The 15,815-nt window shown below is 54.9% G+C and carries 14 protein-coding genes; 8 read left to right on the top strand and 6 right to left on the bottom strand.

What is annotated here, in order from left to right; all coding sequences use genetic code 11:
• The first annotated feature begins 435 nt into the window (after positions 1–435).
• The 5 genes from HCZ23_RS05785 (at position 436) to HCZ23_RS05805 (ending at position 5,182) form a co-directional block, all read left to right on the top strand.
• Positions 436–1,140 carry a helix-turn-helix domain-containing protein gene (locus tag HCZ23_RS05785; RefSeq protein ID WP_167600743.1) on the top strand — a complete coding sequence of 235 codons (705 nt, stop codon included), beginning with the start codon at positions 436–438 and terminating at the stop codon, positions 1,138–1,140.
• A gap of 469 nt (positions 1,141–1,609) precedes the next feature.
• The gene (locus HCZ23_RS05790) at positions 1,610–2,863 is read left to right on the top strand and encodes a plasmid recombination protein (RefSeq protein ID WP_167600744.1); all 1,254 of its coding nucleotides are present in this window, start codon (positions 1,610–1,612) and stop codon (positions 2,861–2,863) included.
• Positions 2,860–3,516 carry a hypothetical protein gene (locus tag HCZ23_RS05795; protein WP_167600745.1) on the top strand — a complete coding sequence of 219 codons (657 nt, stop codon included), beginning with the start codon at positions 2,860–2,862 and terminating at the stop codon, positions 3,514–3,516. The genes HCZ23_RS05790 and HCZ23_RS05795 overlap by 4 nt, the downstream gene beginning before the upstream one ends.
• A gap of 131 nt (positions 3,517–3,647) precedes the next feature.
• A complete protein-coding gene (locus tag HCZ23_RS05800; RefSeq protein WP_167600746.1) occupies positions 3,648–3,893 on the top strand; it encodes a helix-turn-helix domain-containing protein in 246 nt (81 codons plus the stop codon).
• The gene (locus tag HCZ23_RS05805; protein WP_167600747.1) at positions 3,893–5,182 is read left to right on the top strand and encodes a type II toxin-antitoxin system HipA family toxin; all 1,290 of its coding nucleotides are present in this window, start codon (positions 3,893–3,895) and stop codon (positions 5,180–5,182) included. Before HCZ23_RS05800 ends, HCZ23_RS05805 begins: the two co-directional genes overlap by 1 nt.
• A gap of 65 nt (positions 5,183–5,247) precedes the next feature.
• Here HCZ23_RS05805 and HCZ23_RS05810 read toward each other — a convergent pair whose 3' ends face one another.
• Genes HCZ23_RS05810 through HCZ23_RS05825 form a run of 4 tightly spaced genes read right to left on the bottom strand, consistent with a single transcriptional unit; the run spans position 5,248 to position 6,833 of the window.
• Positions 5,248–5,463: a hypothetical protein gene (locus tag HCZ23_RS05810; RefSeq protein WP_167600748.1), complete on the bottom strand. Its 216-nt coding sequence runs from the start codon at positions 5,461–5,463 to the stop codon at positions 5,248–5,250.
• Positions 5,464–5,512: 49 nt separating this feature from the next.
• Complete coding sequence (locus tag HCZ23_RS05815) at positions 5,513–5,692, bottom strand: hypothetical protein (RefSeq protein ID WP_167600749.1); 180 nt, start codon at positions 5,690–5,692, stop codon at positions 5,513–5,515.
• A 12-nt stretch (positions 5,693–5,704) separates the two neighbouring features.
• Positions 5,705–6,001 carry a hypothetical protein gene (locus tag HCZ23_RS05820; protein ID WP_167600750.1) on the bottom strand — a complete coding sequence of 99 codons (297 nt, stop codon included), beginning with the start codon at positions 5,999–6,001 and terminating at the stop codon, positions 5,705–5,707.
• A gap of 4 nt (positions 6,002–6,005) precedes the next feature.
• Entirely contained in the window at positions 6,006–6,833 is an 828-nt protein-coding gene (locus HCZ23_RS05825) for a hypothetical protein (RefSeq protein ID WP_167600751.1), read from the bottom strand.
• 126 nt (positions 6,834–6,959) lie between these two features.
• Here HCZ23_RS05825 and HCZ23_RS05830 point away from each other — a divergent pair, with 126 nt between their 5' ends.
• The gene (locus HCZ23_RS05830) at positions 6,960–7,208 is read left to right on the top strand and encodes a helix-turn-helix domain-containing protein (RefSeq protein WP_096807176.1); all 249 of its coding nucleotides are present in this window, start codon (positions 6,960–6,962) and stop codon (positions 7,206–7,208) included.
• A complete protein-coding gene (locus tag HCZ23_RS05835) occupies positions 7,201–7,413 on the top strand; it encodes a helix-turn-helix domain-containing protein (protein WP_368487301.1) in 213 nt (70 codons plus the stop codon). Before HCZ23_RS05830 ends, HCZ23_RS05835 begins: the two co-directional genes overlap by 8 nt.
• Positions 7,414–7,483: 70 nt before the next feature.
• Here HCZ23_RS05835 and HCZ23_RS05840 read toward each other — a convergent pair whose 3' ends face one another.
• Both HCZ23_RS05840 and HCZ23_RS05845 read right to left on the bottom strand, forming a co-directional pair.
• Positions 7,484–8,182 (bottom strand): HNH endonuclease, encoded by a 699-nt coding sequence (locus HCZ23_RS05840; protein WP_167600753.1) that lies wholly within the window; start codon positions 8,180–8,182, stop codon positions 7,484–7,486.
• A 153-nt stretch (positions 8,183–8,335) separates the two neighbouring features.
• Positions 8,336–12,319, bottom strand: a complete 3,984-nt coding sequence (locus HCZ23_RS05845) for a hypothetical protein (RefSeq protein WP_254869941.1) — start codon at positions 12,317–12,319, stop codon at positions 8,336–8,338.
• A 271-nt stretch (positions 12,320–12,590) separates the two neighbouring features.
• On the opposite strand from HCZ23_RS05845, the gene HCZ23_RS05850 reads away from it, so the two are divergent.
• Positions 12,591–15,806 carry a hypothetical protein gene (locus HCZ23_RS05850; RefSeq protein ID WP_167600754.1) on the top strand — a complete coding sequence of 1,072 codons (3,216 nt, stop codon included), beginning with the start codon at positions 12,591–12,593 and terminating at the stop codon, positions 15,804–15,806.
• Positions 15,807–15,815 lie beyond the last annotated feature (9 nt).

Raw genomic sequence — 15,815 nt, forward strand, 5'->3', positions numbered from 1 at the left:
CTCATCGTTTCTCCGAAACGAATGCCGCATGCTCATATTCCGAGGACGTCGGCATCTTTGCTTTCGCAAAGAGCCATTGGTGCAGGTGAGAGGAAAATTCTCAAACCGGAACTGGCCTCAAGTAGCGCTCCGCGCGGTAGGCCAATTAAAGATGGTGCGGGTGGAGGGACTTGAACCCCCACGCCTTGCGGCGCCAGAACCTAAATTTGAAGAATAATTCGGACATTCAAACACTTAGCGAAAAAGTTTCGCAGGACATAGGCAGAACGCCTTGTGAACCTGCGAAACGCCAGCTTGGGGATGGATCAAAGAAAAACCCCGACGCGCTGGCAGGCGCAATCGGGGTTCAATGCTCTTGGAAAAGCATCCTGTGTGCCTATGAGGTTATCACGCCTCGGGCTGCCCCTGCAACCTTTGCTATGACGGGAGGGTGCCATGGCTGACCTCAACCGTTACGAATGGCTCAAGGCTGTGCTCCAACTGCCAGAGGTGGCCGCATCGACGAAAAATGTCGCAGCCGCCTTGGCGATTGAATTCGCCAATGACGAGACGGGCAAGATTTGTCCCGCGCTGACAACGCTGGCGGAGTATCTGAAGCTGTCCATTGCGACAATCAAGCGGGCGATCCGCGAGTTGGTCGCTTTGGGCTGGCTAGATCGTACCGAGGGGCGTGGGGCCGGAAACTTCACCCGCTACCTGCTGAAATCCCCCTGCAAAATCATTCCGTTCCGTCACCGGAAAAAGGGTTCACAGCCGAGCCTTCAGGCGCAGGAAAAGGGGTCATATGTGCCCGAAAAAGGGGTCATGGGCGAGCCTTCCTATAAAGAACAATCCTTTGAACAAAAAAGCGCGGGCGGGCCGGATCGGCGGGATGGCAAGCCATCCGCCCCGCCGCGCGGCCCCGCATCTCCCGTGTTCGTTGCGCAGTCTTCATGGGCTGGGAAATGCTGGCGAGAGTTTTGCAGTAAAATGTTTGGGCGCGACCTGAATCGGCTGGTCGAGGAGATCAAACGGGAAGGTCAGAGAGGATATCTCTTGCCTTGTGCTCAGCCACCATGGCGACGTGCGGATTGGCCTGTGTTTCGGGCAAACCTTCTGGCTACCGGCTTTGGACAGCCCCAATCGAGGTCCGCAGCATGAGTAAAGGCTACTTCAAGTCCTTCGTCCGCGCCGCGAACCTCTGGGCGGAATCGACGGGGAAATGGTGCACATCGGTGGCTGGTGAAGATCGCTTAGCAGCTATCTCCCATAGTCTCCTTCGCAAATCTCTTCCGAAGCGCCCCTCATATGGCTGGCGAAGGAATAGATTTGCAGCCGTCACAGGCGGCTTCGGTCCCGGTGGGACCGGCGGCATAGCCGCTAGCTGGGTGCAGGGGCGCAGCGCCTTGCCCGACGAGTTGTTTATCAACTCAATAGTCGGTCCATATTATGTTTCTTCGAACGAGGTTTTTTGACGATGTCTGGGCCTCAGTTTCTCCACATCCAATCCTATTCGCGGAAAGCAAATCCCGCTGGTCAGTCGGTGCTTCAGATACTTGGTGAGGCTGCCCGGCAACCAGAATATTCAACACATGTCGATAGTCCGAGGTCTCCCAAAATCATCTTTGGCGTGGCGCCGGATGAGGTGCAAGAAAAGCACGACGCGATGGTCCAGTCCCGCATCATCGAAGTCAAACTGGCGAACGGAAAGACTGCCAATCGCGGCATTCGAAAAGACCGACACACGCTGTTGACGGCGGTCGCGTCGTATCCGCTTCTGACCGGACAGGTAGCAGAAGGTTCGCCCGATCGCATGGCATATGAGCGGTGGATCGACCTGAACTTGAAGTGGCTACGCGACCAGTTCGGCGAGCGATTGGTTTCCGTCGTTGAACATGTAGACGAGGAACACCCCCATCTTCACGCATTCATCCTGCCTCTGGACGATCCGGATTGCATGGCGCGGCGGTTGAACCCTGCTTGGAAGGCCAAGGAAGAGACTGAGGCGTTGGCGAAGGTCAATGGTCAGAGCGCGAAGGAAGCGGTGAAGCTGGGCAATCGCGCCTACAAAGAAACAGGGCGTGACTTGCAGGATGGCTATTATGCGAAAGTCGGCTTGCCAGCTGGTCTAACGAGAACTGGGCCGAAACGCGAACGTCTTAGTCGGCAGCAATGGAAGGCGCGGAAAGATGCAGCAAAGCTGACTGCGCGCATCAGTCAACAGATCGACGAGCGGCTGGAAGATGTTTTCGATGCGGAAGATGATTTGGAGCGGTCACTGGACGCCAAGGTGGAGGAGATCGCGGAAAAGCTCGACCTGGCGGATCAGTCGCTGGAAGAGGCGGAAGCGGATCGTGTAGAGGCGCAGCGTCTGCGCCAGCAGGCCGCGTGGGATGCAGAGAATGCCGAAGCGCGTATTCAGCAACGCCTTCACCAAAAGCAGGAGGAGCTTGAGGCCCTGCATCGGCAACAGCGCGAAGCGGAACGCGCCGACCTTCACCGCGCCCGGCAGGAGGCGGAACGGGAAGCCCGCCGCCTGCGTGATGCACAGGCGCAGCTCAACCAAGATCGGGCTGACGCGCTGCTCAATGCGGCGAAAGAGGCCGCGCACGTTGTTCTGGAGCTATTTCTTGGGGTGCTTGATGGTTCTGTGCGTCCAGATCCCGCCGACCCGAGAGTCTGGATCACCCGCGATGATGATCTTCGGGAGCGGGCGAAGAAGCTCAATCTTATTGAGTTGGTCAAAGACACGATGCAGGTTCTGCATGATGCGTGGACACAGCTCTGCGAACGGCTGTCGCCTCCCGAAGAGAAGGAGGTATCTGAGCAAATTGCAGAGCCGGTGAAAGCAGCGTTTCGCCAAGAGCCGAGTCATCAGCCATGAATGAACTTGATGAGCGTCTTGCGAGGATACGGCGGCAAAAAGCGGAGGCCCGCGCCACGGCTGCGGATGATTTTGCGCAGCTGAATGAGGGGTTGACCGAGGCCCGAAGCAAGCTCGCGGAACTGGACGCTGCCCGGCAAACCCTTTCGGAGGCTGTCGAAGCTGCAAGCCGAAGGATCGCGACCCTTCGCCGCCGAGTGACTGTTGGTGTCGTTTTGGTCGCCCTCGTCGGAGCTTTGGTCTTGGCACTCGCTGGGGCGCTTGCAAGCCGTATGGTCGATGAAGCGCGAACCGAGGCAGTCCGTATCCGTACCGAGAACACCGGGGAGATTGCCGAGGCGCGGGCCGAAGGCGAAGCTGCTTTGCAAGCTCTCGAAGATCGGTTGGCTAGCCGTGAGACCGTGCTGACCGCCGAGATCGAGGCAATTGGTGCCGATTTGGCGCAGCTCGGTGCCGACCGCGATGCAGCGCGCGCCGATCTGGAACACTTTGCAGACCTGCGACGGCAAATAGGATTCGATTTGGTCCCCTACCGCAACCGTGTGGTGATCGTGGTGCCGCAGGGCGAAACCATCGCGCGCTGGAGCGCCCCCGGCCTGTCGGATCTTGCTCGCTACAATGGGCGGATGTTTCGCGTGGTGCAGGAGGACTAGCGGATGTTAAGTATCGCTATCGCTGTCTCTATTTACCTGAATATGAAATTACGGTCTAGCGTAAATATCATAAATTTACGTTGAAGCGTAATTCTCTTTGATTTACGCTCTGCCGTAAAAGGAGCCGCATCATGGACCTCTCAGCCAGAACTGCCGAACAGATCGGTGAAGCGATCCGGCGCGCGCGCAAGGCGCGTGGCTGGACGCAGGGCGATATCAGCGCGCGCACCAATCTGCGCGTGGCGACGATTTCGTCGCTGGAAAACGGCGATGCGGGCACCAAGCTTTCAACGCTCTTGGCAGTCATGGCCGCGCTCGGGCTGGAGTTCCGACTAGTCGAACGCGGCGGCGCGGTCGAGATTGAGGACATCTTCTGATGGCAAAACGCGGACGGAGCGGCACGATGCAGGTGCTTTTGAACGGACGTCTGGTGGGGCATCTGCGCCTTGCCAGCTCCGGCGCGATCAGCTTTGCCTATGATCCGGGTTGGCTGGAGTGGGAACATGCCATGCCGATCTCGCTGTCGCTGCCCCTGCGCGAAGAGGCACATCAGGGTGCGCCGGTCATCGCCTATCTGGAAAACCTTCTGCCCGACAATCAGGCGATCCGCGAGCGCGTGGCTGCGCGGGTGCGCGCGGGCGGCACCGATGCCTGGAACATGCTGGAGAAGATTGGGCGCGACTGTGTGGGGGCGTTGCAATTCGTCTCAGGTGAGGTGCCCGAGGCAGTCGGGCTGGAGGGGGAGCCGGTGACGGACGCCCAGATCGCCACCCTGCTGCGCAATCTGGCGAGCGCCCCGCTTGGACTCGACGAGGACGACGATTTCCGCATTTCCATCGCGGGCGCGCAGGAGAAAACTGCGCTGCTACACCACAACGGCGAATGGGTCCGGCCCTCGGGCCTGACGCCCACAACCCATATCCTGAAAACCCAGCTTGGCGTGATGCCGAACGGGATCAACCTGTCGGATAGCGTTGAAAACGAATTCTTCTGTATGAGCTTCTGCCGCGCCATGGGGGCGGATGTGGCCGAGGTCGAGATCGTCGATTTCGAGGATGTGCGCAGCCTTGTGGTGACACGGTTTGACCGGCGCTGGACCGCTGACGGGCGCTTGATCCGCCTGCCGCAGGAGGATTTTTGTCAGGCGCTTTCGGTACCGCCCAGCCAGAAATACCAGATGGACGGCGGGCCGGGGATCACCGAGGGCATCGGCCTGCTGGCAGGCAGCGATGACGCGCTGGCCGATCAACGCGCCTTCTTCCGCGCACAGGTGCTGTTCTGGCTTTTGGGCGCGACGGACGGCCACGCCAAGAATTTCAGCATCGCACTGCGTCCTGGCGGCTTCCGCATGACGCCGCTCTACGATGTGCTGAGCGCTGAGAAGGCCGTTGATGACGGTCAAATCCGCCAGAACCGGATGCGCCTCGCTATGGCGGTGGAGGGGCATTATCGGATCAATGAGGTGGTGCCGCGTCACTTTCTGCAAGCCGCCAAGGCGGCAGGGTTCGGCGTAGCGCTGGCGGAGGAGGTGTTGGCAGAGGTTTCGGGGCGTGTGGAGGGGGCGCTGGCAGAAGCGCAGGCCACGCTGCCCAAGGGCTTCCCCTCCGCGCTGGCCGAGGTTCTCGCAAATGGCATTCGGGCACGGGTCGCCAGTTTCGACTTGTAATCCTCTTGGGCAGGTTGCGGAGATTATGGGGCCTATTCTCCGCACCAGATGCGGAGAATAGCGGATCACTCCACGCCTTCTGCTGTGCCTGGTTGCTTCTCGAAAACCCGTCCGAGGTTCTTATAGCCCAGGTTATCGACGGTGATGTTGCCGCACTTACAAGATGCCATGCCCTTCGTCGCCCCTTTCGGTGCTTTGTCCGCGTAGTGCCAGCTTTCCGCAATGGTGCCGCAGAGCGTGCATTTCACCCGGAATGGTTTGCTGAGGTTTGCTTTCGACATATCGGTCCTAAGTGGCAACAGATGGAGTTCTAAGCGCGAGCACAGCCGTTCATGGCGCGCCGTTCACGAACTCCTCTGCGGCCTGATTGAGCTGCGCCCAGTTTCGCACCCGTGCCTTCAACTCGGCAAGCCGTGCGTCTTCTGCCGGAGTGCGGAGGCGGTCGCAAAGGTCGGCCAGTTCCTTACGGTCGGCTTTGTGATCTGGGCTGTCGGTCCAGTGAGTTTCCATAAGAGGGCTATCCTATTCCTTGCGGTGCCAAATCACATCCGAGACGTCTACCTTGCGGGCCTTGAGCAGGAAGAAGACGCCCACGCCCACAAAAGGCATCCCCCACCAGTTCATGCTCTTGCCGTCTATGAACGTCAGCGCAAGCCCTATGAATATGACGACAGCCGCCGACCAGTAGACTTTCAGGCGCTTGGCCCATTCGGGTGTCGTGTCCTTGGTGGCCAGACAGTTGGGGCAAACATCTGCCCGAACGTCCATCTCGGTGTAGCAAAACGGGCAGGTCTGGGTCTCAGATGCAGTGTCGGTCATGGTGTCACAGATCCATATCGGCGGGCGCGACCGGCGTGTCGTCCGTCAGCGCTTCCATGATCTGACGGTCCACCTCGGCCACATGCTGGCGGATCAGGTCGAAATCGGTCAGCGAAAAGCTGATTGTCGAATTCTGCGCGCCACCGTTGAAGCCGACCGAGAACAGCGCTGTGCACCCCGGCATGATCTGCGTTTCGCGGTGCTGGCGGAAACGGTACTCGGCATCGCCACTGAAACCGCCTGAACAGGGCCGATACTGCGTCGTCTTGCGGGAACCAAAGCGGTCAACTGTCGTGATCTCGTGCAGCGGCTGACCGTCAAGATCGGGAATAAAGCCCTCATCTCCCCACGCCCAGGTCGCACCATAAGCCGTGCGTTGCGACGGCGGGCCGTAGCGCTCCTCCAACTGCGCGATCAGCGCGGCAGGCTCTGGCAGGTTCTCATTCGGCTCGCGCATCGTGCGCCGGATTTGCAGCACCCGCCCTCCCATGGCCTCGGTCGCCAGCGTGGCGGTGATCTCGGTATAGGGATCGCGGCCCATGCGGGTGTGCAGCCCCACGCCTTGCGTTACCAGCTTCTGGTCGAAGGTCAGGGCAAAGGCGCGCCCCTCGCCATTCTCGACCCGCAGAGCGACCTGTTCGGGCACGAGGACCAGCATCATCCTCTCGCCGAACATGCTGGCCGCCTCCATCGCCTCCGCACCCGGCTGAATATCGAGGATGGCGTAGGGGTAAGGGCGCGGCTCAGGGGTGAGCGTTTCGGTCAGGTGATCTTGGGCGTGGACGGAAAGGGGCAGGAATACGGTGAGGGCGGCGACTACAAATCTCTTCACGTCTTCAAATTCTCCACAGAAATATGCAACCCGCATCAGCCTGCGCGGGCAATCAGAAAATAACCCAAAATGGGATAATTCTCAAGCGGGATTATCCGAATTCCGGATTTATTCGGAGTTCAAATGATGGGAAGAACCTTGCGCAGTCCGGGCCACTTGGCCCTCATGGCGGCGCTGAAACAGGCACGACTGAACGCAGGGCTGACACAGACCGAGTTAGCAGACCGCCTCGAACGGCCTCAGTCCTTCGTAGCCAAATACGAGAACGGTGAACGGAAGGTGGAGGTCGTCGAATTCGTCCAGATCGTGAGAGCGATTGGATGCGATGGTCGTATGATCCTAGACGATGTTGCGCGTGCGGAACTGGGTGCATGATACAGTCGAGGATTTCGGGAAGCGCCTGCGCGAGCTGCGCAAGGCACAGGGCTATTCACAGGAAGGCTTTGCCCTGACCGTGGAGCTTGACCGAACCTATATCAGCGGGATTGAACGCGGGGAACGGAATCCGGGTCTTAAGACGATCCTGAGGATCGCCGAGGCGCTCGAGGTGCCTGTGGCGGAACTGTTCAGTGCGGGATGACGTGAACGGCCCATAGCCGCCATTGCCCATAGCCCAAAATGCAGCATTGCAGCTTACGCAAAGCAGCCGTTCACTTTACCGCAGATTTCAAGCTCATCCGCTTCTTTAGTGCCGTTGCAACCTCTGGCTTCAATTCAATCTTTGAGATGAGCTCAGAGAAACTATTTCCGTTGTAAATGCCGTAGTCCTTGCGCGCAGTTTCTTCGATGCTGATCCTCCAGTTTTCAGCATCAAGAATAATGCTTCCAGCGTCAAATAGTCGATGTAGGTCTGCGCGGAGAGGGATACCATTCCAAGCCTCATCCCCACCACCGCAAGATACAGGTATTATGTGCGCGGCCTCCAATACTGCCAAGGTCTCGCATCCAGAAATCAGACAACGCGCACCAAACATCTCGAATACCTCACGTCGAAACTTAGCTTGCCGTGGCCGCTGCCAGACTTCGGCTAGTCTGCGTTGCCGCTCTGCTGCGATCTCAGCCTCGTTGCTCGCATTTTCGATCAGTTGAAACCCAAGTTTCTCGAAGTACTTTCGAAAAACGTTTGTGATAGGGTTATCGGTCATGGGATTTCCGGCGAGCTCATTAGCAAGACGACCTAATGGCTTCACAGGGTAAGCCACACCTTCATGCATTAAGAAGCCGGTACTGGACTTTCGCATCTGCCCATTTGGCTTGGGATAATTTTCATACAGCCAAGCTAGCCCTTCGGCTTTCACACGGTCGATGGCCTCTTCGGCTTGATTTCGATCAAAGGTCAATTCGGTCATCTTATCAGTATCATCCCTCAAACTTGCTGATCGCAAAACTATCGTAACCTTGCTCTGGTGATAATCCCTGAGCGAAGGCTACTTCGGCCCAAACTAGACCATTACCCTAGCATCAAAATGCTGCAGCGCTACTCTCGAAAGCGTACATCCATATCAAGGGTGCCAGCGCTCACCCACAGCGGCCTGCTCGTCTTCTCGACGGGCATCCCATTCATACCCTTCAGCAATTGATATGAGGCTTTCCGACAAACGGGGGTGGGAGTTTCCATATCTAGCAGCAAGCTCTCGATAACGCTCGGCAAGCCTGCGTTCTTGCGCTCCGCCATCATACGGGCTGCGCATCGTTACACCACGCGCATTGCGAACCCCCATACAGAACCGCTCCCTTAGTCCAGCAGATTCAGAGCCATCTAGGCAGTCCAAGATGACATCTGGCAACCAGTCGTCCCAGGGCCGTCTCCTCGCCATCCGCGCGAGCAGGGCTCCTAGATGGGTTTCGGCGAATTCCTTGCGGTCAGCATCTCTAGCAAGTTGAAATGCACTTTCCATCCAGGCGTTGAATTGATCAGATGAAACTTCACCATCCTCGTCGGTACCAGGAACAGCATTCCACCCCTGAAGCGAATGGTATGCTAAGTCGGCTAAGAACTCTTTTTTCTCTGCAGAAAGCTCTTCTCGCTCCGGTTCATCTGCACCATCCCGACGACGGTAACGCCAGCAAAGTAGCTCAGCAAAGAGATTGGGGTCACGAGCAAGCTCTCGGTGCAATGCCAGCGTTCGTTCGTTATCTCGATGGCCGTGTGGGCACAAAAGTTTGACGAAGGGCAGTTCTAGGTTGGCGATTTGAGCATTAGTTATAGCTTCGTCTTCATGAAGGAACTTAAATACTTCATCTAACTCGTAAGAGCTTGGAAGCGGCCCATCCAGCTCCTCTCCGCGAGCAATTGCTTGCAGGGCATCCACCCAATGGGTGGCTGAGATTTTGTGTTTCCACAAACAAACGGCTGAGAATGCGGATCTCGGCCTCTGGTATTCGAGAAGCTTTGTAACGGCGTATTCTACTTCGTCGGATGGGGTGTCACTCCAGATACGAATTGATGCCGAATTCCAGAAGGCAGCCGCAACATCATCCCCGAGGCTTTCCGCGACTTTCCAGCCGACTGAACGCCCCGGAAGGTGTTCCGCAAACCTCTGGCGGACCGCTTTACCTTCAAGAGCTCCTTGTTCCTTCAGGCTATCGGCCACGGCGGCAAGGTCGACCCACCCTGCACTCGAAAGCAGTTGCCGCAGGAAAGCATTGGACTGATCATTTTCCTCGGTGCGCAGCGCAGCCGAGACCCAGTGGGTCGACGTTTCCATTGCCGCATCTTGCGGTACCAAGACTAGAGCTACCAGGTCGGGTTGCTTCACGCTAAGCGCAAACGGAAGAACGGCTTGATCTCCCAATTGCTCCCTTATTTCAGCGATAGAGTTTCTGCGGCGTTCTTCGACAAGTTCGTTTTTCTCCTGCCATGACAAGCGCCCATTTTCATCGTCTTCCACCAGAGCGCGCCACTCAACGTGGGAGCTTTCAAACAGCCAACGGTGGCGAGCAGTCGGCGACTGAGGGGTCAACACCTCTTCCATACGTCTAAGCGCTGCTGCTAATTGTTCGTCTTCTTTTCCGTCCTGATATGCGCGAAGAACATCGCGCCGACGAAGGTTGTGCCGAAGATCGGCTTTGTCCTCATCGGTTGCTGTCTTTGACCAGTTCTCGACTTCGACTACTAACCGAGTCAGGTCATCAGGATGAAGACGTGTCGCAATTTCCAACAGCCGTTCAAGTTCCACCTGATCAAAGGGAGCCATGTCCAGTAGCAGGCGGCTGGCTTCAACCGCCGATGCGCGGACATCCGCATCTGTCGGTGACGGCACTTCTGCATCCAATGCTCGCCATTGCGGCCTCGCGGTGCGTGACGCGAAATTTGGACCACCTCCTGGAAGAAGAGAGATGCAGACGTCCATCACAGGGTGGCGGAACTGTGCAGACAAGCGCCGTAAGACAGTCGTCCTTTCCGTGGCGCTAAGAGCGGTGGCAGGCAACCAAGCTCTGAACAGCGCACGGGCCGTTAATTTCGGCGAGTTCGAAACATTGTCTTCCACCTCCAAACGGCGAAGCCCAAAGACTATCTTTGCAACACGTGAAAAGTGAACTGGATGCCAGGCCAAAAGCTCAAGCGCCCAAAGCAAATTTGTCCGTAAGCACTCACCGCTTACGATGCCTTCAGTGGTTCCCATAATGGCGCGTATGGCCGGTTCCGGCTCTCTAAGCTCAGCTTCGAGGCAATCTAGGAACGCAGATGGCGATGCCTCCGCCAATGCACGCAAATGCCCCCGGATGGAAAGCCAACGTTCTTCATCTGCACCTTGCATTAGGGACCTAACGACTTCCCCAGCACGGTATGCGAGATCAACTTCCAACCTGTCACCGCAGATTTCTGCACCATGAACGGATAGAATGCACAACGCGTCGCCGAGACCGGAAAGCAGGGCTCCCGAAAAACTTCGCGCGTGCCCCAAAACATTGGCCATGTACCACTGATCTTGAGGTAGGTCTAAGGCGGGGTCTCTATCGCCCAGCAACTCCGGCAAGAGTTGAAAGAAGCGGTCCAAATCGTCTCTACTTATGTAATGCCCTACGGCAAAAAGCGCGTCGATTTGTGATACAACGACATTCACATGCCCATAGCGCGCAATTGGTGCGTCGTTCAGAGCGAGCAGTTCGTCTCGAACTGTATCTACTTCACCATCCCGAAAATCACCTAATAGCTGTAAAATTGTGCTATCATCCAGGTTCTCGCGCTCGACCCAAGAGCCTGCCACTGCAAACGGGAGAACACTTTTTGCCGCTGCGCGATCTCTAACCCAACTAGGCCGCCGAACCTCAGGATCATCGGAGAGCTGACGCCGCAATACAGGAACAGAATGGCCAACTTTGATGGAGAGGTTGTCCGCGTCATCACGCGATAGCCCCATGCTCTCAAGTTCAGCGCGAAAGGTTTCTGAGGGCACGTGCGAAAGCAGCAACGCCTCCCTGACGTCTAAACGCCCCTTGGAATAGGCACGGACAATCGTCAAATTTCGTCGATCACCAAAGTCTAGCTCCTCCCCATCTTCGACATCCGCAACGACAATAAGGTGGTTTGCGCTCGTAGGAATTCTGACATCGCGAGATGTGGCAATAACTGTCTTATCGAGGAGATCGAGGGCATCGGCTTCGATCATCGTCGCAACGACAAATGCAACGGCCTCCCGTCTATCGTCAGCTTGAACCGGGACTATCGGCTCTCGGTCACGAAGCTTCTGCAACAACACGCTCTGCTCGTTGTGTCGCCTAGAAGAAACAAGCTTGATGGACAATGGCGGCACCGAAGCTGTCGCCCAACTATTCCACCATTCGTGAGGTGTCTTCAGCCCAGGCCAGGTGACACCCAGCTTTTCACCCAGCCAACGGGCCGTCGCAGGCGCTTCTTCCAGCCAAGTTTCAAGGTCTATGGCGTCGAACGCCTCAACGGTCGCCCAAGCGCCTTCACCACGACGCTCTTCAAGCCAGTCTTCTTTTCCGTTCCACCTCCTCGGCGTCACGAAGACGAATGCGCTATTCTCTCGCTGGTCTTTCGGCGTTGAGTCAGTTCTCTTTAGATAATCACCATCGGCTTTACTTCGAGGGTCTACATTACAACCCATTTCCCATACGCTTCTACCTTCCGGCACCCAAACAGTAGCGGCTTCACATTCAACTTGACCGTCAAGCCCAGGCAAATCGACCGCCTCGTTTCCGGGAAAGCGCATCGAGACAAGGGATTTCGCGGTCTCTCCAATCAGGCGACGAATAAGTATTGGTAGGTTGCTACGGCATTCGTGGCGGCCGGCCCATTGGCGTATTGCAGTTTCATCAACCGGCATGGTGACCTCATTGGGCTTGGGACTCTGTTCAGCCCAGAGTAAGCGTTTGAGTTGATTTGGTGCAATGCGCCCGGTGAGAGTAAAGTCTGCTTTGTGGGAGTGCGGATGAAAATCTTGCGCTTGCAGCGAATGGCCGGAATTCGCCCTTATTTTTCGTCGAATTTGATACCCTAAGCCGCCTTTCGGGCTCAAGTTTCTCACTGCAACGCGGCGTCAGAGAAGCGTTCGCTCGTCCACGTCGGCATGCTTTTGCTAATTGACTTCGAGATTAGCCAGCAGAAACTGAAGCAGGCAGGTTATTGGGAAACTAGGGGTACCTCAATTTGAGGGATGATCTATTCTAGTTGGTGGACCACTTTCAGAGGCACACTTTCGGCAGCACGTCACAAAGTCCAACATTTTCACTTTTACAGAATCGAGAGTGGGGGCAAAATCCAAACATTACAATTGTTGGATCAGTACTTTGAGACATTCGAAAAAACTCTATCGCCTACTCTTTGGGATTCTGTCTGCTTTGCTTGTGGCCGTTCAAGTTTCAGCCGATGAGTGGAATTGGCCCGTAGAAGAACTTGAATATCTTTCAGCCGAACAATCCACACCCAATAATTCACAGAATTTCGGTGCTTACCATTTCAGCCGAGCGCTATACTTGAATATCTTTTCAAAGCTGGAAGAAATCGATCCGAAGCCGAACAACCCTGCTTATTTGAATGAGTACTGTGACGTCTTAACGGGAGAATTCGAAGCTGCTGAAGAGGATCTTGCATTGGTTGCTGGTGCGGTCATGGGTCGAGTGTATAACGGTAGCCGATGGACGTTAAATTCAAGTGATATCCCGGCCGTATTCAGCCCCATTTCAAACATATGGGACAGCGTGGAAGAAGGCGACCATCCTGCTCTAAAGGCACTTGGCTCGATGGTTAAGCACTATGCGGAAGCGAAGTCAATTTTCTCATTTGCGGTTGATAGTTGTGATTTACTCAAAAGAGATGGGTATCTATTCGAGTCTTCCCGCCTGGAGATCTCGGGCAACCAGTTCGGCGCGGTATCAGAGATTTTGCAAGCTCCCGAACAGCTTTCAAAATTTAGAACTTTTGCTCAAAACTGGATTTCACAACTTCCAACAGCCGAATATTTGGAAATGGGCATACCCGCCGGTATCTACCACTTCAGCGACGCTGAACGGCTAGAGGATCAGACCGATTCTGATCAGAACTACCTCGGTCTCCCCCAGCGAGTTGATCCGAATAGGGCCGTGTATGAATATGTGTGCGATAGGCCGGATTCGGGACATGAGTTTGAATGTCGTAACGTAGAACCGTTAGGCGCGGAAAAGCTGCTAGTCCAATTATTGGAAAGCACACCCACGATAGGGCTTTATGCCAATGACGAATTTTTATCGCGAGTTTTGGCACAATATTCGGCACTCTACGGAACCGCCCCCAAAACTCTTAGTTTTAAAAATTTGGCCATAAACATCGATCTAACGGAAAGTGGGATAGTTATTCCGTCCATTGAAATCCATGGTGTTGTTAGTGGCTCAATTTTCTTTCTACCAAGCAACTTCAATGAGATTGAAGTATCTAGATCGATAGTTCATGACTTGAATTCAGAACGGTTTGATGTCGATGAGAACAAGGCATCGCCTATGAACTTCAGCGTGACCGAGACCCAAATGGGTTTTCTGAATTCAGACAACCTCAAAGCAAGCACGGTTTACATCCGAGGTGTCACGGGCATTCAGCAGTATCTTATCAAAAAACTTTCAGATTTCGACCCTCACTCGTTCGGCGATCCAACCCAAGACCAATCCTTATGTGCAGGAGAGGACGCGCAAACAGGCCAACAGTTGGGCGCTAGATTATCCATCGAAAACGCACATTTCGAATGGTTCACGATGCGAGACAGCTCCATTTGCTCTTTGGACTTGGAGGGCTCGAAGACCGAGTACGATGTGGAAATATCGAACACACGGGTCGGGCAAGCTGTCTATTTGTCCTCCGCAAAAGCTCGAGGATTCGATCTTGAGAAAATTACCGGAGTAAGACCGGAAAGGACCGAAGAAGATGATAGCAGCTTTCCAATTCTAAACATGTATGATGCGGACGTGGAGGAAGAAATCAGCCTCTCGGACATCACCGGATTTCACGACATCCGCCTGAGAAAAACAACGTCAAGCGTCATTAGGATCAACCGTGGCCACATATCCGGCACTATGAACTTGTGGGGAGCTAAAGCTTCACAATTATTTCTAGACAATTTCAACATCGATGAGACTCTATCTTTTTGGTACGCTAACATCGATGCAATTCAGCTTGGCGGTGAGGACGGTGAAATCGCCAAAATCGCGCGCATCGAGGCGCCGCATCTGCGCTCACAACTTCAATTAAACCTAGGTGACCTTGAGACAGAATTTCTTGATTTTTCCAATGCTCAAACGGGTCACCTGAGATTTACATGCGTAAAGGTGTCAGGTCCGGTCTACATGACGGACGTTCGCAACGACGAAGTTGTTTGGTTGGATCGCGTAAATGCTAAAGGTGCGTACTTCGGTGGCCTACACTCCCCCAAACTTTACACGCACTATAAACCTCAAACGTCGACCGGCGCCGAGGACATGGATAGCGCGAATGAAAAGGGCGATCAGCAAGAAGAAAGCGATGCCGAAAGCAATACCCGTTCCGTTTCAAAATCTGCGGAACACTGTGCAAACCTAGAAAATCGATTTGGCGTTCTTCATCTAGAAGAAAGCCAAATAGAAATCGCACAAATCAATGTAGAAATCAGCCATCAATTGATATTGAATCGCGCCAAGATCGGCAGCTTAACCATGGTACACGCCCTCAGTAAAATTTCGGAAAATGCCTATCTCAATTTCCGCCAAGCGACGATCGGCTCAATTCTTTTACCGAAGGACTATTTTGGAAAAAACGGAGCGGGAAAGCGCCCATTCTTGGATGTAACGGGAGCTGATATTGGCTTCTTCCAAATTGCCAGCGCCCAAGATGAGTCTTCTACCGGTATGAGGGATGGTGCCTTGATCCCTGTAAATCTGGAAGAGATTATAAAACAAAATTCAAGGGACGCGAAGCTCTACGATGCCTTCTTATTTGACAGTCTTCTCCCCGCGCTGCGCCAATCCCCGGAGTTTTACTCAACCGCGGAGTATAACGCGGAAACCTACGCTATCGTCCGAAACTCCCTGCAACGACTGGGATTATTCGACCTGTCGCGAAAAATCGCGATCGAACAAAACGATCACTATCGAGCTGCCACGAACGAAAGAGCAACAAAAGTCATTTACGGTTTGGGTCGCGCGCTTACACGGTACGGTTATGAGACCTATCGAGCGGTGTTCTACTTGCTTGGCCTTTGGCTGGCCGGTTTCGCAGTCTTACTGCTGGACCAGATTCTGATGCTTAGAAAACAAGATGGAAAACTGCATCGACCCAAATTGTGGGAAGCACTCAACAAATGCGTGTTTTATAGTCTGGACAGAACAGTTCCAACGCTAGTGCTCGACGAAGTATTTAATTCTCCGGCGACCAGCGGCGACCGCCCCTACAGAGCGCGCACTCAAACCAGTGCCTGGGTGATTTCAGTGTTGTATATCCAGCGCATGCTCGCGTTTTTGGTTATAGCATTCGCCATCGGAGGCCTGTTCAATGTGTACCAATAGCAGAATAGC

Source organism: Celeribacter sp. HF31 (assembly GCF_011806455.1).
Lineage (GTDB): Bacteria > Pseudomonadota > Alphaproteobacteria > Rhodobacterales > Rhodobacteraceae > Celeribacter.